Source organism: Pedobacter yonginensis, from assembly GCF_003173595.1.
In the GTDB taxonomy this organism is placed as follows: Bacteria; Bacteroidota; Bacteroidia; order Sphingobacteriales; family Sphingobacteriaceae; genus Pedobacter; species Pedobacter yonginense.
This window is the reverse complement of record NZ_QGNZ01000003.1, coordinates 200,755-220,960: the sequence shown is the minus strand read 5'-3', so window position 1 is coordinate 220,960 and position 20,206 is coordinate 200,755. Positions and strand designations below refer to the sequence as shown.

General features: G+C 38.5%; 15 protein-coding genes. 5 read left to right on the top strand and 10 right to left on the bottom strand.

Annotated elements, in window-relative coordinates:
* Window positions 1-36: 36 nt before the first annotated feature.
* A complete protein-coding gene (locus DHW03_RS12580; protein WP_165825417.1) occupies window positions 37-705 on the bottom strand; it encodes a YdcF family protein in 669 nt (222 codons plus the stop codon).
* A 383-nt stretch (window positions 706-1,088) separates the two neighbouring features.
* A complete protein-coding gene (locus tag DHW03_RS12575; protein WP_109926204.1) occupies window positions 1,089-1,454 on the bottom strand; it encodes a YtxH domain-containing protein in 366 nt (121 codons plus the stop codon).
* Window positions 1,455-1,715: 261 nt separating this feature from the next.
* Here DHW03_RS12575 and DHW03_RS12570 point away from each other — a divergent pair, with 261 nt between their 5' ends.
* The 4 genes from DHW03_RS12570 (at window position 1,716) to DHW03_RS12555 (ending at window position 6,755) form a co-directional block, all read left to right on the top strand.
* Window positions 1,716-2,096: an OsmC family protein gene (locus DHW03_RS12570; RefSeq protein ID WP_109926203.1), complete on the top strand. Its 381-nt coding sequence runs from the start codon at window positions 1,716-1,718 to the stop codon at window positions 2,094-2,096.
* Between the two features lie 89 nt (window positions 2,097-2,185).
* Window positions 2,186-3,439 (top strand): DUF2130 domain-containing protein, encoded by a 1,254-nt coding sequence (locus tag DHW03_RS12565; RefSeq protein WP_109926202.1) that lies wholly within the window; start codon window positions 2,186-2,188, stop codon window positions 3,437-3,439.
* 62 nt (window positions 3,440-3,501) lie between these two features.
* Entirely contained in the window at window positions 3,502-5,637 is a 2,136-nt protein-coding gene (locus DHW03_RS12560) for a glycoside hydrolase family 97 protein (protein WP_205941003.1), read from the top strand.
* Window positions 5,638-6,278: 641 nt separating this feature from the next.
* On the top strand, window positions 6,279-6,755 hold the full coding sequence (locus DHW03_RS12555) for an acyl-CoA thioesterase (RefSeq protein WP_109926201.1): 477 nt from the start codon (window positions 6,279-6,281) through the stop codon (window positions 6,753-6,755).
* A gap of 23 nt (window positions 6,756-6,778) precedes the next feature.
* Here DHW03_RS12555 and DHW03_RS12550 read toward each other — a convergent pair whose 3' ends face one another.
* The 8 genes from DHW03_RS12550 to DHW03_RS12515 form a co-directional block, all read right to left on the bottom strand.
* A complete protein-coding gene (locus DHW03_RS12550; protein ID WP_109926200.1) occupies window positions 6,779-8,530 on the bottom strand; it encodes an ATP-binding protein in 1,752 nt (583 codons plus the stop codon).
* A gap of 133 nt (window positions 8,531-8,663) precedes the next feature.
* Window positions 8,664-9,788, bottom strand: coding sequence for a sensor protein KdpD (locus DHW03_RS12545; protein ID WP_109926199.1), 1,125 nt, complete (start codon window positions 9,786-9,788; stop codon window positions 8,664-8,666).
* Between the two features lie 58 nt (window positions 9,789-9,846).
* Window positions 9,847-10,917: a porin gene (locus tag DHW03_RS12540; protein ID WP_109926198.1), complete on the bottom strand. Its 1,071-nt coding sequence runs from the start codon at window positions 10,915-10,917 to the stop codon at window positions 9,847-9,849.
* Between the two features lie 138 nt (window positions 10,918-11,055).
* Window positions 11,056-11,616, bottom strand: a complete 561-nt coding sequence (locus DHW03_RS12535; protein ID WP_109926197.1) for a K(+)-transporting ATPase subunit C — start codon at window positions 11,614-11,616, stop codon at window positions 11,056-11,058.
* An 81-nt stretch (window positions 11,617-11,697) separates the two neighbouring features.
* Window positions 11,698-13,725, bottom strand: a complete 2,028-nt coding sequence (gene kdpB, locus DHW03_RS12530) for a potassium-transporting ATPase subunit KdpB (protein WP_109926618.1) — start codon at window positions 13,723-13,725, stop codon at window positions 11,698-11,700.
* Window positions 13,726-13,806: 81 nt separating this feature from the next.
* On the bottom strand, window positions 13,807-15,525 hold the full coding sequence (kdpA, locus tag DHW03_RS12525) for a potassium-transporting ATPase subunit KdpA (protein WP_109926196.1): 1,719 nt from the start codon (window positions 15,523-15,525) through the stop codon (window positions 13,807-13,809).
* Between the two features lie 37 nt (window positions 15,526-15,562).
* The gene (locus tag DHW03_RS19685) at window positions 15,563-15,640 is read right to left on the bottom strand and encodes a potassium-transporting ATPase subunit F (RefSeq protein WP_109926617.1); all 78 of its coding nucleotides are present in this window, start codon (window positions 15,638-15,640) and stop codon (window positions 15,563-15,565) included.
* A 501-nt stretch (window positions 15,641-16,141) separates the two neighbouring features.
* The gene (locus tag DHW03_RS12515) at window positions 16,142-17,479 is read right to left on the bottom strand and encodes a sigma-54-dependent transcriptional regulator (RefSeq protein WP_109926195.1); all 1,338 of its coding nucleotides are present in this window, start codon (window positions 17,477-17,479) and stop codon (window positions 16,142-16,144) included.
* A gap of 212 nt (window positions 17,480-17,691) precedes the next feature.
* Between DHW03_RS12515 and DHW03_RS12510 the strand changes: the two genes are divergently transcribed.
* Window positions 17,692-20,166, top strand: a complete 2,475-nt coding sequence (locus DHW03_RS12510) for a PIG-L family deacetylase (RefSeq protein ID WP_109926194.1) — start codon at window positions 17,692-17,694, stop codon at window positions 20,164-20,166.
* The last annotated feature ends 40 nt before the right edge of the window (window positions 20,167-20,206 follow it).

The following is a 20,206-nucleotide window of genomic DNA, read 5'->3' as shown; positions in this document are numbered from 1 at the left end:
TCTGAAATTTGCCTTTAGGCGGATTTGATTGCCAAATTAACTTCTAATTCGGTCAACAGCCAATCCGATCCATTCTTTGATAAGAAGCTCCCAAGTACCAAATGCACCCAAATCTGGGATGATAAAATCGCCAATGCTAAAGGAGTTTCTGCCGATAAAGTTTGTTGGGTAATAATCTATTTTATTTTTGCTTTGCTTTTCGAAAATGGTTTTGGCTCTTGGTATGTGCCAGGCACTTGTAATCACTAAAATTTTCGCATCTGCTTTATACTTCTTAATGAGTGCAATACTATTTTTTGCATTTTCAATAGTGTTTCTACTTTGATTTTCAAAAAGGATTGCAGAATCTGGGATTCCGATTAACTTAAGATAATCTACCACCAAATCGGCTTCCTTAATTTTATTATTGAGTAAACTTGCATTTCCGCCGCTGAGTAAAATTTTATTGATTTCTCCTTTTTTATAAAGCGCAAGTGCTTGAAATAGGCGATCGCTTGCCCAATTGAATGAAATTTGATGCGTACGCTCGTTGATACCCGAAAAACCGCCCAGCACAATGCCTACATCATGTTTTTGTTCTAAGGGATAATCGGCCTCATACCAATTAGCTATCTTTCCAGCGATGAAAGCGTTTGAAAAAAATAGGAATACCAAAAGAGTTGCAATAAACAGCTTTCTTCTGCGTGGTTGTTTTTTAGTAAGCATTGCAGCTACCAAAAGTATGGTAATCCAAAATAATGGTTTTATTAAAAAAAGTAGAACCTTGGAAAGAATGAAGAACATGAATTTGGATTCGCTTTATTTTGGTATCGGTTAATTAAATAACGTGAGTTCGTGATTATAAAAATACCTTGTAAAAAAGCCAATACCCTGAAATAAATTCGGGCTTACGACGCCTTATCGCTATATTTTATAATCTTTCCGACATCGAGTTTGTCTCAGCAGCTAATGGTATTGATTAGATTTGGCATTTATACCTTAAGGCTTAAACCGAACTCACGTTAAATACGACCCAAAAATAGAACAATTAATGAACCCATCATAAAACTGGGCGTAGTTAATTGATAAAGTTAATCTTCAAACTGAATTTAACCTTGTCCTTCTTGTACCTGTGCATTCTGATGTGCATCTTCCAAGATGTTTTTCAAATCAGATTTAGGTTTTTTTGTTGGTGTATGCTTAAAGTGTGGTACTTCATGCTCCACAATATCTTCTTCAATGGCTTCTACGCCGAAAACTTTTTCTTTTAGAAGATTGTATTTGTCTTGAAATCCGTAACGGAGATTTTTTGCGCCGTCGGCAATTTTACCACGAGTTCCTTCGCCGCTATCTGGTGCAAATAATACACTTATAACTGCTCCTGCTGCTAAACCTGCAACTAAGGCAATGGCTATTTTAGCACTGCTGTTTGAATCTTCCGCTAGATATTTTTTGATTAACTTTCTGTATTTCATAACTATGAATTTTAAAAAACAACAATAGCTATTTTAGAAAGTTTGAATTTTTATTCTTTAAGTTGAGACAATGTTGAGAAATAGTAGCACGAACATTTTTTTTTAAACCCGACAGCAGCGATAGCCCCGAATTTTTTATGAGGGCTTTAGCGAATGGGGGGACTATACCGGGCTATGAAATGCCGACGCTAATTTTCTTAAAAATAATAATTCGTACCGTTTGAGCGGATTATTTGCTATGTTTAATATTTTAGAACGAAGATGGTAAAAGCAACGATAAACAAAGAACACTATGCGTGTTCGGTAACCAATGGCACACATGAGATTGTGGTTGATGAGCCTTTTAATTTAGGCGGAACAGATAAGGGTTTTGCACCCACGGGCTTGCTAATGGCCTCTTTAGCCTCTTGTGTAGCCATTACCTTAAGAATGTACATTGATAGAAAGGGATGGGCGGTTGACAAAATTGAGGTTGGGATAAATATGCTTATTGAAAACGCGGAGACACTATTTGTGGAAGAAATTACCTGTACGGGCAATTTAAGCGTTGAACAAAAGGCGAGATTGGAAGACATTGCGTCTAAATGCCCTGTAAGTAAAATTTTAACTGCTGGCCACGAAATACGATCGAAAGTGCTGTAAATTAAATGGTGCAAAACTCGTTTATATATTCATAAAAAGCTTTAATATCTTTGTATGATTTCGGTTTCTTCCGAAGTAAAAAAATATTTATGCCTACCGAAATAAAATGCCCAAGCTGCGCCCATGTTTTTCCGATGGAAGAGGCTATGGCTGAAGATTATAAAAAAGAGTTACGTGAGAAGATGGTTGCCTTTACCAAGCAGAAGGATGAGGATTTTCAACGTAAACTGTTGGCTTTAGAGCACGAAAAGGAGTTGCAGCAAAAAGCTTATGATGCCAAACTTGCAGAGGAAAAAAATAAGGTAAAAGTGGATTTGGAGGAAAACTTGCGTAAAAGTATTGCCTCTGATTACGAAAACAAATTGCAGATGCTGGAAGGCAATGCCAAAGAAAATGCGGAGAAACTTCGGTTAGCGCGTGAAAAGGAATTGGATTTTTTACGACGTGAAGAAAGCCTTAAAGTTAAGGAAGAGGAGATGGAACTGGCTTTTCAGCGTAAACTGCAAGAACAGCGTAACGACTTGGTGGAGCAAATTAGAAAACAAGAGGCAGAAAAAAATAGCATTAAAGATACTGAGCATCAATTGCGTTTAAAGGAGCTTGAAAAACAGCTTGATGACCAAAAAAAGCTGGCGGAAGAAATGAAGCGAAAAGCTGAGCAGGGGAGTATGCAGCTGCAAGGTGAGGTACAGGAATTAATCTTGGAGGAATTGCTTAGGAGCAATTTTCCATTCGATTTGATTGAAGAAGTGGGAAAGGGTGTGCGTGGTGCCGATTGTGTGCAAGTAGTTAGAAACCAATTTGGACAAGAGTGCGGCAAAATTATTTATGAAAGTAAACGAACCAAAGATTTTGGTGGCGACTGGATTGAAAAATTGAAAAAGGATATGCGGAGCATGGGCGTTGATGTTGCTGTAATTGTGAGTCAATGTTACCCTAAAGGCATGGATAGCTTCGGACAACGTGATGGGGTTTGGATTTGCTCTTTTGAGGAAGTTAGTGCCGTTGCTTACGTTTTGCGTGATGGAATTTTGCGTTTGGCTAGTGCGGTAAAATCGCAGGAAAATCGTGGTGATAAAATGCACATGTTGTACGACTACTTAACTGGATCGGAATTTTCGGAGCAGTGGAAAGCGATTAGAGAGGGCTTTATGAGCATGAAATTATCCATTCAAAGAGAAAGAGATGCTATGGAACGCCTGTGGAAGGCCCGTGAGAAGCAGTTGGAAAAAGTGCTTCTGAATGCCACTCATATTCGTGGTTCAATTGAAGGCATAGCCGGTAGTGATAGCATTCAACTTAGCTTAACAGATGAGGATGATGACCCGCTGCTTTTAGAATAATCAATTGCGGGTTTTCCGCCTTATCATATCAATAATAGAACAATTAAAACCAATAATATACTGTGAATAAAAACCAAATTAAACAATCCCTCAACCTCTCAAAATTAATAATTGTAGTTTGCTTTTTGCTTTTGGGTACTACTGCATTCGGTCAGGAATTAAAATCGCCTGATGCTAACCTGATTGCCAATTTCTCGTTGGCTTCTGGTGGTGTGCCAACGTACACCCTAAAATACAAGGGCAAAGATGTAATTAAAACGAGTAAACTTGGCTTAGAATTAAAAGATGCTAAGTCGCTATTGGATGGATTTACCATTACCGATACCAAAACGAGTAGCTTCAACGAAACTTGGAAGCCTGTTTGGGGTGAGGTAAAGGAAATTGTAAATCACTACAATGAATTGGCTGTAACGTTAACTCAAACGGCAACAAATAGGTACATCATTGTACGTTTGCGTTTGTTCAATGATGGTTTGGGTTTCAGATATGAATTTCCGGAGCAAAAAAACTTAGATTATTTCGTAATCAAAGAAGAAAAAACTCAGTTTGCGTTGGCTGGCGATCATAAAGCGTTTTGGCTTCCTGGAGATTACGACACACAGGAATATGAAACGGTGACTTCAAATTTATCGGAAGTTCGTGCGAAGATGAAAGATGCGGTAACATCAAATGCTTCTCAAACCACTTTTTCTCCAACAGGTGTACAAACGCCTTTAATGATGAAAAGCAAAGATGGTTTATACATCAACATACATGAGGCTGCTTTGGTAAACTATTCTTGCATGTCGTTAAACCTTGATGATAAAAACATGGTTTTAGAATCTTGGTTAACTCCTGATGCAGTGGGCGATAAGGGTTATTTACAAGCGCCTTGTTTGTCTCCGTGGAGAACCATTATTGTAAGTGATAAAGCTGGAGATATTTTAACGTCTAAATTGACGTATAACTTAAATGAGCCTACAAAGTTTAAAGATGTTTCTTGGATTAAACCAACCAAATATGTTGGCGTTTGGTGGGAAATGATTACCGGAAAAAGCACTTGGGCTTACAACGATTTAACGAGTGTGCAATTAGGGGTAACCGATTATTCTAAAACAAAACCAAATGGAAAGCATGGTGCCAATACTGCGCATGTAAAAGAATATATCGATTTTGCTGCTAAAAATGGTTTAGACGCCGTTTTGGTTGAAGGATGGAACGAGGGCTGGGAAGATTGGTTTGGTAAAACAAAAGATTATGTGTTTGATTTTGTAACGCCATATCCTGATTTCGATGTGAAAGAATTGCATCGTTATGCGGCAAGCAAAGGGATTAAAATGATTATGCACCATGAAACTTCTTCTTCGGTTCGTAATTACGAAAGACATATTGATACGGCCTACAAGTTTATGAAAGCCAATGGTTATGATGCAGTTAAAAGCGGTTACGTTGGCAATATTATTCCTCGTGGCGAACATCACTATAGCCAAGATATGATTAACCACTACTTGTATGCCATTACCAAAGCTGCTGATTACAAGATTATGGTGAATGCGCACGAAGCTGTCAGACCAACAGGTTTGGCTCGTACCTATCCGAATTTGATTGGTAACGAAGCTGCCAGGGGCACTGAATATGAAGCTTTTGGTGGAAGCAATGCAGATCACACTACAATTTTACCTTTTACGCGCTTAATCGGCGGTCCTATGGATTATACACCTGGTATCTTTGAAACAAGAGTAAGTGCTTATAATCCTGATAATAAATCTTTTGTGCACACCACATTAGCCCGTCAGCTGGCTTTGTATGTTACGATGTACAGTCCGTTGCAAATGGCAGCTGATTTTCCAGAGACATATAATAAGTATATGGATGCTTTCCAGTTCATTAAGGATGTGGCTGTGGATTGGGATGATACAAAGGTTTTGGAAGCCGAACCGGGTGATTATATTACTTATGCTCGTAAAGCTAAAGGAAAAGACAACTGGTTTGTTGGCCGTACAAATGACGAGGTTGGGCGTACCTCTAAAATCGACTTCAGTTTCTTAGATGCTGGTAAAAAATATACCGCAACCATTTATGCTGACGCGAAAGATGCGCATTATGAGAGTAATCCGAAAGCCTACACGATACGCAAAATGGAGGTTACAAATAAAACGAAGTTAACGCAATATTGTGCGCCGGGTGGTGGATATGCGATTAGTATCATGGCAAAATAGGCTAGATGCTAAATTTAAATTTTAGAAAGTCGTGGCGTTTTGCTGCGACTTTTTTTTTAAAGGGGGGGTAAGAAATATAAGCTGTTTTAATTTTTCCCGCAGATTTACGCAGATTTGATTTTCAGGGTGCAGAGTTATTAATGTGATTATCACGGGCAGGAAGTTGTTATAATTTTTCCCGCAGATTTACGCAGATTTGATTTTCAGGGTGCAGAGTTATTAGTGTGCTTATCGCGAGCAGGAAGTTGTTTTAATTTTCCCCGCAGATTTACGCAGATTTGATTTTCAGGGTGCAGAATTATGGTGGCTGTGTGGATTATCGCGAGCAGGAAGTTGTTATAATTTTCCCCGCAGATTTACGCAGATTTGATGTTCAGGGTGTAAGGTTATGGTGGATGTGTGGATTGTCGCGAGCAGGAAGTTGTTATAATTTTTCCCGCAGATTTGATTTTTAGGGTGCAGAAGGATTGGCGTGGATATGTGGGTTAGGGGGAGAAGAATTATAGGTTTTGGATGATAATCTAATAAGTGTTTGAAGTAGATTTATTTAAATTGAGAAAGGGTATTCTCCATACACATAATTTTTGCATATTGGTATCAGTTTTATTTTATACACCAGTTTATTCTTTACAATCAATATCATGGCTAGAACTAAAAACCATATCGAACTTCAATTTTTGAGCGAGCCGTCCGATGTTAACTATGGTGGAAAGGTGCACGGCGGGATGATGATGAAATGGATTGATCAAGCTGCATTTGCATGCGCCTTACAATGGAGCCAATCGTATTGTGTTACCGTATATGTTGGAGGTATTCGGTTTTTTCATCCGGTACATATTGGTCATTTGGTTAAAATGGAAGCCCGAATTATTTACACTGGCAAAACCAGTATGCACATAGCCGTAGATGCTTTTTCCAAGCCGGTGGGGCAGGCAGATTTTGTGAAAAATACACACTGCATTATTGTTTTTGTTGCAGTAGATGATGATGGACAACCAAAGCCAATCCCAACCTTTAAGCCAAAAAGCGATCGAGAAATTGCGATGCATGGTTATGCGATTAAGTTAATGGAATTGCGCAAAAGCATTGATAAGGAAATGGAACCCTACATCGTTTAAAGCAGACTAAAATTACCCCTATTTTAAGTTACAATGGGTAAGGTGAAACAAAATTTGCTCCCTTCGCCAATTGCACTCACTACCCAAATTTTTCCATGTTCGGCTTCAATAAAATCTTTGGAAATGGCTAATCCTAAGCCTGATCCAGATTTATTCTGGCCATCGGTAGGTACTTGGAAATATCGCTCAAACAATCGTTTTTGATACTTTTCATCAATGCCTTTGCCATAATCTTGCACTGAAAATTGAATGAACTTGTCTTTTTGGAAAACATCGATCACAACCTTTGACTTCTCTGAACTATAACGTAATGCATTTGATAAAAAATTGACCAGAACCCAAGCTGTTTTTTGGATATCGGCATTAACGTTCGGTAAACGGTCATCACAATTAACCTCTAAGTTTATTGATTTTTGTTCTGCCTGAAATTTAACCGCATCTAGCGCATACTCTACAATGGCTAAAGGTTGTGTAATGGCAAAGGTGAGCTTTAAGTTTCCGGTTTCTGCTTGTGATAAGTCTAGAAGTTCGCTGGTTATTTTTAAAAGTCGGTCGCTATCTTCTTTGATGTGATTTACCAACTGGCTCTGTTCTTCGTTCATGGCGCCAACACGTTCATCGTTAAGCAATTTTAAGCTCATTTTTATGGAGGAAAGTGGGGTTTTCAATTCATGGGAAACTGTTGCTATAAAATTGGTTTTGGCTTCATCTAATTCTTTAAACTGCGTAATGTTTTTCAGAACATACACGCTACCAGCTGATTTTGAGGATTCTACTAAGGTCTTTTCTTCTTGTTCTTCATAATTTGGGATAACAATTTCTCTACTTTCTAAAAGGAAATAAGATTCTTTGTCATCAGCGTAAATTTTGAGGGTTTTATCGTCCGTTTCAGGCTTTATGATGCGTTTTAATAACTCATTCTTTTTTACCAACTCGCTTACATTCTGGCCGATAATTTTGTCTTCATCTAAATTCATTAGCTTGGCTGCCAAATGGTTTAAAAATAGCACTTCTCCTTTTTCGTTTAAACCAATAATTGCATCTTGCATTTGTGCGATAATGGCCTCGATACGCGATTTTTCGGATTTAATTTTGGAGAGATTGCTGTTTTCCCATTCGTTAAGTTTAACAACCATGCCATTAAATGCGTCGGCGAGTTCGGTAAATTCATCATCATTTTCAAACCGGAGTCGTTGCTTATAATTTTTGCGACTGATTTGCTTAATTGCTGAGCTAAATTCTGCCAAGGGATTTGCCACGAAACCTGGGAAATTAACGATAAAGGTGAATAAAATTAGAAAACTCAGCGTTGCGGCAATCATAATGTATAGGTTCGCTCTTCCAGATGCTTCTGTTGCCAATTCGTTTTTATGATAAATGGCCGTCATGTTCAGGCTATCAATATTTTGCAACTCTGCTCTTAACGCCTTTATGATGTTTTCATTTTCTTGAGCAGATTTAGAATTCAAGAATGTGGTGTATAGCTGGCTTAATTTCAGAAATGCGGCTTTCTCACCGGGTTCGGTAATATTTTCACCTTCGTTTTTTAGGTTAATCTCGAATATTTTTTTGCTTTCATTATTGAGCGGAAACCGATTGTCATCGAGAACGGTACGCATAGAAGAAACGTATTTGAGGGATTTGTAGTTGTCTTTTAAAATCACTTTAGATTTGTCTGAAAGCTCATTCAAATAAAATAGGGCAATCAATCCGAAGGACAGAACGATTATAAAGAGAAACCCGAATCCGAGGCGGAGTTTGGTTTTAATTTTCATGATGATTTTTTAGGCCAATTTGACAACTGAGATTAAGTTGGCTAGTTGGGTTTTTAAAGTTTAACTAATTTTTTACCACATTAGGCACCTGAGTTAACCTGAGAGTAATTTGGGTTATGGTTTTTGAGTTTATTTAAGAGAGTATCACTAAATCAATTTCCTTTTCGGCTAAATTACGCAACAGTTGATTAAAAATAGCCGTTCGCATAATTACCTGAAAAATATTTAAGTGTGGTTTTCCAATGCAGATGGTTGTTACTTCTTTTTCTGTCGCTATATTAATAATGCTTTGAGTAATTTGATTACTTTTTACTTTAATCACTTCAGCACCCAACTCGGTTGCAAGCTTAAAATGATTAATTAAATGTCTTTGTTTATCAAGTTTTATACGCTCTAAACTTTCGCTATCACTTTGGATGTAAAGCACAATCCATGGCGAATGATAATAAGAGGCTAATCGGGCGGTTTTTCTAATTACAACTCCGGCCGTTTCTGCGTTGGAGGAGATGCATGCTAGAAATCGTTCGAATCTTAGCTTTATCGATTTGGGAATTTCCGTCTGGATCTTCCGCTCTACCTGATGCACCACTTCTTTAAGGGCGAGTTCTCTGAGCTGTAATATCTTGTCTGACTGGAAAAAATTTTCTAATGCCCTTGCAATTTTAGATTGATCATAGATTTTCCCTTCTTTTAAGCGGGTAACCAATTCATCAGCTGTTAAATCGATATTTACTATTTCGTCTGCAATTTCTAGAATTTTATCGGGAATGCGTTCGGTTACGCTAATGCCTGTAATTTGTTCTATCTCCTCATTTATGCTTTCCAGATGTTGAATGTTGACGGCAGATATTACACTTATGCCAGCCTCAAGAAGATCAAACACATCTTGCCAACGCTTCCCATTCTTGCAGCCCTCTGCATTGGTATGGGCTAACTCATCAACAATTACAATTTCTGGGTGACGATTGAGTATGCCTTGCAAGTCCATTTCCTCAATCTCTTTACCACGATAGAAGATCTTTTTTCTCGCAATAATTGGCAACCCACCAACTAAAGCTTCTGTTTCTGCTCTTTTATGGGTTTCTACATAGCCAATGCAAACATCAATTCCATTGCGTAATAGTGCATGCGATTCTTGTAGCATTCGAAAAGTTTTGCCTACACCGGCGCTCATCCCAATATAGATTTTGAGTTTACCCCTCCTGGATTTCTGAACCAAATCGAGGAAGTGCTTTACCGAATCGTCTTTCTCCTGCATTTGTGTTTAATTGAATCACGGAGGCACACATGGGTTTGTACCTCCGTGATCGTTATTTCTAAAATGATATCGCTATGCTCGCCGTTAAGGATGTATTTGCATTCACAAAATTTCCTTCACGGTTAAAAATTTTATCCTTGCTGTCGTAAGTTTTTCCTTCTAAACGGATAACGGCATTTGCAATTGGACTATAATCTACATTTAAAGAGTAGCCTTTTGTTTTAAAGCCATTTGCTGTGCCTGTAGAAATAAAAATACCGTTTTTATCTTCGTAGTATTCAAACCTTCCCGCTAAAGCCCATTTATCAGCAAATTTATACTGGGCTATTGCCACTGGAGAAATTACTTCGTTTTTGGTGGTGCTACTTTTTTGTTTTTGTTGCGTTCCATAATCAAACCCTAGGGTTAAGCCAAATTGATCTGTAACTTGGTAAATGGCATAAAGGTTATGATAGAATCGGTTTACACGAACAGAATCTGCACCTTCAGTTCCCAAATAGTTAGAATAATTCAGTGTAAATTTAGCACTTGGTTTCCAGGTTAATTGAAGGCCACCTGCTGGCTTATCGTTTCCGTTTTGACGGGTGATTCTTTGCCAGCCGTTAAGATAGAGTAGGGTTGCAGATAATTTTCCATCGGATGTTGCGTATGAGAGTTTAGCTCCTGATTCGTAATACGGTGTATTTTCTGAAGAAATGTTTCTGGTTAAAACCCAACAATCTTTAGATATCGCACTCTCGAAACCTATATGCGATGAAAATATTCCCGCATCAATCCATAGATTTGCTGATTTTGACAATTTAACGCCAGCATTGGCTTCAAATATATTTTTTAAAACGCCTGGCTCGGCCGCCAAATTTGCATTTGCATATGTTCCTGCCATAACCGCTAAGTTTGCCCGAATGGCACCGCTATCGTATGCCGCTTTTAGAAATCCAAGGTTTAAATTAACTTCATTTGCTCGGTTGTGAGAATAGATGAAGCCAGGACGATTATGATCTTCTGGATTATTGAAGTCGTAGCCGTAGTAGGTTTCCAAATAACCTGAAAATTTTACTTTAGGTTCATTTTGTGCAAAGGCGTTTATTGTTGCTGTTAATATGGTGATGAGGATGATGATCTTTTTCATTTTTAGATTTTTTATTTTTCATCAGTCATTTGGCTTCGCAAGGCCATAACTGGATATATCATTTATTTTACTACGCAGATTTGATTTCAATTTTTGTCTGTGTTAATCATTTGCATCTGCTGTAGCTTCACTAAAGCACTACAAGTTATCTAAAGCTAAATTCAACTTTAAAACATTTACTGATGATGGGCCAAACAGACCTAGAAATGGTTTCAGAGTGTTCATAGCTACCAGTTCCTTTACTTTATTTTGATCTAATTTTCTTGCTTTGGCTACTCGATTAATTTGGATAGCTGCACCTTGTTCTGAAATATTTGGGTCTAAGCCACTTCCAGAGGCGGTAACCATATCTGCTGGAATTTCCGATTTTTTTAACCCAGGGTTATATTTAAGTAGGGTATCAATTCGATTGGAAACTTCCTTTAAATAATCTGGATTAGAAGGACCTTTGTTAGAACCAGCAGAGCCTGCGGCATTATAGGCCACTGCCGATGGTCTGCCCCAAAAATATTCTGGTTTAGTAAATGATTGGCCTATCAATGCATAGCCAACTACTTTTCCGTTTTTGGTAAGCTTTTCGCCACTACCATTTCCTTTTGAAATTTTGCCAGCCAAAGCAATGCCTAAAGGGTAAAGGATGCATAACAATACGATTAAAACCAATGTTAAGCGTATAGATTGTATGATGTAATTTTTCATTTTATTTTGTTTTTTAAATTAGGCTGAGCAGATGGAAAGATTTGTCAATCTCGCTAACGGCTCAACCCCGAATGTTTTATTTTACACAAATAAGCCAACTAATAAATCGATTATTTTGATACCGATGAATGGTGCTACAACTCCACCAATTCCATAGATAAATAGATTTCTGCGCAGTAAAGCGGTTGCGCCGATTGGTTTATAAGCCACACCCTTAAGTGCTAAGGGGATTAAAATTGGAATAATAATCGCATTGAATATAACAGCCGACATAATTGCACTTTCTGGAGAATGCAGGCCCATAATATTTAAACTCTGTAAAGCTGGGATCGATGCAATAAATAGTGCAGGAACAATTGCAAAATACTTAGCCACATCATTTGCGATAGAAAAGGTTGTTAAGGTACCGCGTGTAATTAACAATTGCTTTCCAATCTCAACAATCTCAATTAATTTGGTGGGGTCATTGTCTAAATCGACCATGTTTCCCGCTTCTTTGGCCGCTTGCGTTCCACTGTTCATAGCAACACCAACATCCGCTTGAGCAAGGGCAGGCGCATCATTTGTACCATCACCCATCATGGCAACCAATTTGCCTAGGGCTTGTTCATCTTTAATGTAGTTCATTTTATCCTCAGGTTTCGCTTCTGCAATAAAATCATCTACGCCTGCTTTTTCTGCAATGTACTTGGCTGTTAAGGGGTTATCGCCCGTAACCATTACTGTTTTCACGCCCATTTTACGCAAACGCTCAAAGCGCTCGCTAATGCCCGGCTTAATAATGTCTTGTAGTTCAATAACGCCTAAAGCTTTTTCATTTTCAGAAACCACCAACGGTGTACCGCCATTTGAAGCAATGCTTTTTACGTGGTCTTCAATATCCGATGGGAAGATGTTTCCTGCTTTTTCAACGATATTCCTGATCGAATCGAAGGCACCTTTTCTAATTCTTCTTCCATCAGCAGTATCTAAGCCACTAGAGCGAGTTTCTGCGGTGAATTTTATGAAAGTAGAATCTTTCGGAGTAGCCAAAGTTTTGAATCCTTGCTCATTTGCCAATTCTATAATCGATTTACCCTCAGGGGTATCGTCGGCTAAAGAACTTAAAACACAAGCATCTGTAAAATCTTTAATTACGACGCCAGCAGTTGGATAGAAATTGGTTGCTTTTCGGTTTCCTATGGTTATGGTACCCGTTTTATCGAGCAATAGTACATCAATATCGCCTGCGGTTTCTACGGCTTTACCCGATTTGGTAATTACGTTTGCCCTTAAAGCCCTGTCCATTCCCGCTATGCCTATTGCAGATAATAAACCTCCAATGGTTGTTGGGATTAAACAAACAAAGAGCGAAATTAATGCTGCAATTGTAATTGGGGTATTGGCGTAATCTGCAAATGGTTTTAAGGTTACGCAAACGATGATAAAAACCAAGGTGAAGCTGGCGAGCAAGATGGTTAAGGCAATCTCATTCGGTGTTTTCTGGCGAGACGCCCCTTCCACCAAGGCAATCATTTTATCTAAAAAGCTTTCGCCTGGGGCAGTGCTTACACTTACTTTAATCTCATCAGATAGCACTTTCGTTCCGCCGGTAACAGAAGATTTATCCCCTCCAGATTCCCGAATCACTGGTGCAGATTCTCCTGTAATGGCCGATTCATCAATAGTTGCAATACCTTCTATAATTTCTCCATCGGTGGGGATGGTATCACCAGTTTCGCAAATGAAAACATCACCTTTTTTCAATTGATTTGAAGAACGGATTTCGATTGTTCCATTTTCGAGCAACACTTTAGCAGGGGTTTCCTCTCTCGTTTTACGCAAGCTATCGGCTTGTGCTTTTCCTCGTGCTTCGGCAATGGCTTCGGCAAAATTGGCAAACAAAACCGTGAGCAGCAGCACCAAAAAGATAAAGAAATTATACAATGCCGATCCTTGTCCGCTGTGGCTAAATGAGTAAACCGTTACATAAGCCATTACCAATGTGCCAATTTCTACGGTAAACATAACTGGGTTGCGAACCATAACCCGTGGATCGAGTTTGATGAAGGATTGTTTCAATGCAGTTTGCACTAAAGCAGGTTCGAACAATTTATTATTGGGTTTCATGTTTTTTATATTTATATCATTTGTGTGTTGAGCATTGGAAAATTTCTTTAGCTTTTCCAATGCTCAATCCACCATGGAGATTTATTTAAGCATTGTAAAGTATTCTGCCAATGGACCTAGGGCTAAGGCAGGGAAATATGAAAGTGCATTTAACACTAATATTACCGCAAAGGTCATTAAGGCGAAGGTTTTGGTGTCTGTTTTTAAGGTGCCTGCAGATTCGGGAATGAATTTTTTAGCGCCCAGTAAACCTGCAATGGCTACTGGTCCAATAATGGGTAAAAAGCGACCTAAGAAAATGATTATCCCGGTTAAAAGGTTCCAGAATACATTGTTATCTCCCAATCCCTCAAAGCCTGAACCATTGTTTGCATTGGATGAGGTAACTTCATACAGCATTTCAGAAAAGCCATGGAAACCAGGGTTATTAAGCCAGTTTTTAGGTTGAACGGCCCAATCGGCACCACCATGATTCACAAAAACAAAGCTCGCTATAGCTGTACCCGCCAAAATTAAAAAGGGACTGAGCAAGGTAATGATAGCCGCTATTTTAATTTCTCTGGCTTCAACTTTATGTCCTAAAAATTCGGGGGTTCTGCCCACCATTAATCCAGAAATGAATACTGCAATAATTAAGTAGATGAAGTAATTTAATAAACCAACTCCACAACCACCATAAAATGCATTGATCATCATTGCCAATAATTGCCATAAGCCAGTTAGGGGCATGGTACTATCATGCATTCCGTTTACTGATCCAGTAGAAATTACGGTTGTTAACGTACTCCAGTAGGCTGTAGCAGCGGGACCGAAGCGAACTTCTTTACCTTCCATTGCGCCGGTGGTTTGGCTAATGCCCAATTTCGCTAGAGCTGGGTTGCCGCCGAGCTCTGAACTGAGGGTGGGAAGCATTAACATAAATAAGCCAATCGTCATCACCCCGAAAATTGTCCAAGCGAGTTTTTTTCTTCGGATGAAATATCCAAAGGCAATAATCATCGCAAGAGGAATGATGGTTTGTGCAATAACCTCAACCATATTGGTAAAATAACTCGGGTTTTCGAATGGATGGGCAGAATTTGCACCAAAATACCCACCACCATTCGTTCCCAAGTGTTTAATGGCAATCATTTGTGCAGCCGGCCCACGAGATACATGAACGGTATCACCTTGAACTGAGATAAACTGATCTTTACCTTCATAGCTTGCGGGTGTGCCGTTAAATGTTAATAACAAAGCAATTACAATTGATAAAGGCAATAATAAACGGGTAATCGCTCTTACAAAAAATTCCCAAAAATTTCCAAGCTGTGTAGTGGTTTTGTCTCTAAAAGCCTTAAATAGTACAACTGCTGCTGCAATACCCGTAGCGGCACTTACAAATTGAAGAAACATTAATACAAACTGCTGGGTTAGATAACTTACGCCAGTTTCTCCAGAGTAGTGTTGAAGGTTACAGTTGGCAACAAAGCTGATGATGGTATTGAATGCCAAATCAGCCGTCATGCCAGCGTTTCCATCTGGGTTAAATGGAAGCTTATCCTGAAAAATCAACATGAAAAAGCCATACACCAACCACAAAATATTGATGGTTAGTAATGCCTTTAACTGCTGTTTCCAGTTCATTTGTTCTTTAACGTTAATGCCAGAAAGCTTATAGATTCCAGTTTCGAGCGGTTTTAAAAAGTCTGTCCAAACTTTTTCTCCTGCAAATACCTTTGCTAAATATTTACCCAAAGGGATAGCAATAATTAAGGTGAGCAGGAACGTGGCGATGATGCCAATTAATTCAGTGTTCATTTTTTTGTTTTTTGAATTTCCCTAGATGATGGAGGGGTTAAAATTTTTCGGGTTTAATCAGCACGTAAATCATATAAATGAATACGGCGATAGAAATGATGAATAGTGCTACCATGTTTTTAAATTTTTTCGAACCAATCGATTGATTTGTAAGTTGCCCAGCAGAGCAAAATGAGGAGGAGAAATAGGATAATTGTCATAACTGTAATGATTTATGAAATGCCTATTGCCAACTGTTGTACCAGTAAAGTAATTATTTTTTTAAAATATTGATAATCAACAAATTGTGTTAAAATCTTATTTTTTCTGATGTTTTAGGCATAAAAAAACCCTTCCATTTTGGAAGGGTTTTTGCCATTTTGGTAAGCTTAATAATGTGGTTAATTTAACTTGTTTTTATAGCAGGTTAAAATGTATAGCCCCTCAATCGAAATTGCCATGCGATGGATTTGAGGGACAGACATGCGTTTGTTGAAATCACTTTGTTTTGTAAACCTGGGGTGTAGCAGATACCGGCTTGTGGTTAAGGCCTGCCTGCGATAGGCAGGTATGAGCGAAAAAAAGGGCTAACGTTAAAGTTGAGTACAACTATTGCTTTACTAAAAATTGAAGGATTTTAAACTTCTTTAATCCCGTATTCCTCAATTTTTCTGTAGAGGGTGGTTAAACCGATGCCCAATAACCTGGAAGTCTCGGTTTTATTGCCTTTGGTATGGGCCAAGACTTTTTGAATATGCATTTTTTCCATTTGCTGCAGGTTGTAGTCGTGCTCAAGCGGGGTAAACTCGAAAAACTCTGGTGGCAGCGCCGATGTGTTCAACGTGTCTCCATCGGATAAGATTACCAAGCGTTCGATTACATTTTTGAGTTCACGGATGTTACCTTTCCAGCTGTGTTCGGCAAAAATCGATAGAATTTTATCGTCCAAACTTAATTCTTTACGGTTTACCTTGTTGGAAAAATCGGATAGATAATGTTTTGCCAGGGCCTGGATATCGCCTTTACGTTCTCTTAGCGGTGGAAGAACGATGGTAAATACCGAGAGGCGATAATATAAATCGGAGCGAAATTTTCCTGAGGCGGCATCTCCTTTTAAATCTTTATTGGTTGCCGCAAGGATGCGTACATTTACCTGTTGCGTTAGGGTATCCCCAACTTTGATAAAACTCTGATTTTCCAACACCCGCAACAATTTCGCCTGAAGATCGAGGTTCATTTCACCAATTTCATCTAAGAAAAGGGTACCTCCGTTGGCTTCCTCTAAAAGTCCTTTTTTATCTTTATTTGCGCCTGTAAAGGCACCAGCTTTATAGCCAAACAGCTCACTTTCTAGCAATTCAGGGCTAAAGCCGCTACAGTTGAGGGCCACAAAGGGTTTTAGTGCCCTCGGACTTTCGTAATGAATGGATTGTGCAAAAACTTCCTTTCCGGTGCCAGTTTCACCCAATAGTAACACCGTTGTATCGGTTTGACTTACTTTTTTTGCTAAATCTATAGCTTCCTTTAAGGCTTTTGATTGACCAATGATGGTGCTAAAACTGTGTTTCTTGGTGATTTTATTTTCGAGTTCGAAAATCCTCCTTTGAAGGTTCGATTTCTCCATTGCTTTATACAGCAGTGGAATAATTTTGTCGTTATCATCGCCTTTAACCAAATAATCGAATGCACCATTTTTAATGGCTAAAACACCGTCGGCAATGGTTCCGTAGGCCGTTAAATTGATAATTTCAATATAGGGTTTAATCGCTTTAAGATCTTTTACCAGCGCTACACCATTAACATCGGGTAATTTAACATCGCTGATCACCAAGCTCACATCATTGGTTTTCAGTAGTTTGACACCTTCCTTACCCGTGTTTGCTTGTAAGGTTTTAAAACCTTCCAGCTCTATAATTCTTGAAAGTAAACTGCAAATTTTCTTTTCATCGTCAATGATGAGGACAATCCCGTTCATAGGTTTAATTTATGGGACAATATTAAGAATAAATAAATGATTCTATTTTTCGTGATTGTAAAAAACCCATTTCGGAATTATCTACATCAGTTATTGTAAGCGTTTGATTTGCAGAAAATTGCTTACGGTTTTCAAAATCTACTAAATTTTTCGTTTAGAAAGCATCAAAATTATTACAAATTGAGCATATTTGAATAAACAAAACAAATTATATGTTCAAAAGGCTTACCACAATACTTTTCTTATTGTTTTCTGTAATATTTTGTTCGGCCCAACAGGTAAGGCCAGCCAAATCAGCAGAAATTTTTAGGGAAATTAAAACCCTGCAACACATCCCCAAAGTTTTATATCTCGCTGCCCATCCAGATGATGAAAATACAGGTTTATTATCGTGGTTGGTTAACGAGCAAAATGTAGAAACTGCTTACCTTTCTTTAACCAGAGGTGATGGTGGGCAAAATCTTTTAGGTACAGAGCAAGGCGCGGCGTTGGGATTAATTAGAACGCATGAACTTTTAGAAGCCAGAAAATTAGATGGTGCGCAACAGTTTTTTACACGAGCAATTGATTTTGGTTTTTCGAAAAATACGAATGATACTTTTAAGCAATGGGATGCAGATAGCATAACCGCTGATGTGGTTTGGGCCATTCGGAAATTTAAACCTGACGTGATTATTTGTCGTTTCCCACCAACTTCTGCGGCTGGACACGGGCAACATGCTGCATCCGCCGTGGTTGCAGAAATGGCTTTTAAAGCGGCTGGTGATAAAAGTCGCTTTCCAAATCAATTGAAATATGTAAGTGTTTGGCAGCCCAAAAGACTTTTATGGAACACATTTAATTTCGGTTCGGTAAACACTACAGCCGAAGATCAGCTTAAAGTTACCGTAGGCCAATATGATGCCCAGCTTGGAATGGGTTATGGCGAACTTGCAGGTTTAAGCAGGAGCTTGCATAAAAGCCAAGGCGCAGGAACACAGTCGATTGCTGGAGTTAGAAGCGAGTATTTTACACACGTTGCCGGCGAAGCAGCTAAAACTTCCCTTTTTGATGGACTAACTAAAAATTGGGCAGCTAAGGGTGTTCCAGAAATGGATTTGGATTTGAGCAAGATTGTAAAGGCATTTAACTTTAATAAACCCGATTTAAGTTTGCCTGCATTAATTGCAATTAGAAAGAAGTTTGCTCTGCTAAAGGATGAAGACTTGAAGAAAGATAAGCTCAAATCATTAGATCAAATTATTTTGAGCTGTGCTGGGTTTATGGGAGAAGTGGTAACCAACCAGCCCGAAGCCATTGCCGGGAATAGTTATCGTTTTAGATTAAACCTAATTTCACGATCAACAAGTGATGTTGTTGTAGAAAAAATAAGTTGGCTAAACACCATCGAATCTGCCAACAGAAAATTAGCCAACGATTCTTTAATCACCCTTGAGCATCAAATTCAAATACCAGAAAATGCCCTTTTAACTGAGCCGTATTGGTTAGAAAAACCGGCCAAAAATGCCGCTACCTTTAGTGTTGGCAACGATACTTTAATTGGTTTGCCAGAGCAAGAATCACCTTTAATGGTTAAACTTGAACTTAAAATAGGAACAGAACGCTTTGCCGTTAAACTACCTTTATCCTATAAAAAACTGGATCCGGTTAAGGGCGATGTGGTTGAGGCTTTAAGAATAGTGCCCGCTGTAGAAATCAAATTTGCGGAATCTATTTATTTTGCCAATGATAAGGAAGATTTGAGTACCACACTTAGAATGAGGGCAAATAAAGATGTTACCAATGGAAAAATTGTACTAAAATTTGGCAATGAACTTGGTTTATCTACTGCTCTAGATCACATCAATTTAAAGGCGAATGAGATTCGTAATATCGACATTACGATAAACAAAGAACTTCTGTCTAAAATCAATTTAAATAGATCAAATATCAAGGCGGTTTTAATTACCGAAACGGGTGATTATAATAAAAGCCAGCAGGTGATTCAGTATCCCCATTTGCCTGTTTTACAATATTTTGTGCCAGCCAACGCTTGGTTGCTTAAAGGAGACATCAAGGTTACGGCTAAAAAGGTTGGCTACATACCTGGGGCGGGCGATTTAATTCCAGATTTTTTACGGCAAGCAGGCGTGCAGGTTGATGTTTTAAGTGAAACAGATATATTAAACACTTCTAAATTAAATACTTACGATGCTTTGGTAACTGGCGTTCGCGTAATTAATACAGAGAAAAGAATAAAAAACTGGCAGGTGGCATTACGCGCTTATGTAGAAAATGGAGGCACGTTGGTTATGCAATACAATACTACCCAAGATATGGCTCTACAAGATTTTGGAGTGTATCCACTAAGTATCGGTTGGAATCGGGTAACCGAGCAGAATGCAGCGGTTAAAATTTTAAATCCGAATCAGCGCCTATTAAATTATCCAAATAAAATTACCGATGAAGATTTTAAGGGCTGGGTACAAGAGCGGGGTGCCTATTTTGTAGATACCTGGGATAAAAATTATGAGCCACTTTTCGAAATGAACGATACTGGCGAAGCACCTTCGCAAGGATCAACACTTTATGCCAAATATGGTAAGGGCAATTTTATTTATAGCCCTCTAGCATTTTTTAGGCAATTACCTGCGGGGAATGTAGGTGCGGCCAGATTGTTTTTCAACTTTATATCAGCCAGTAAATAATGAGAAAAGTACTTAAAAATTGGAATACTTGGTACCTCCT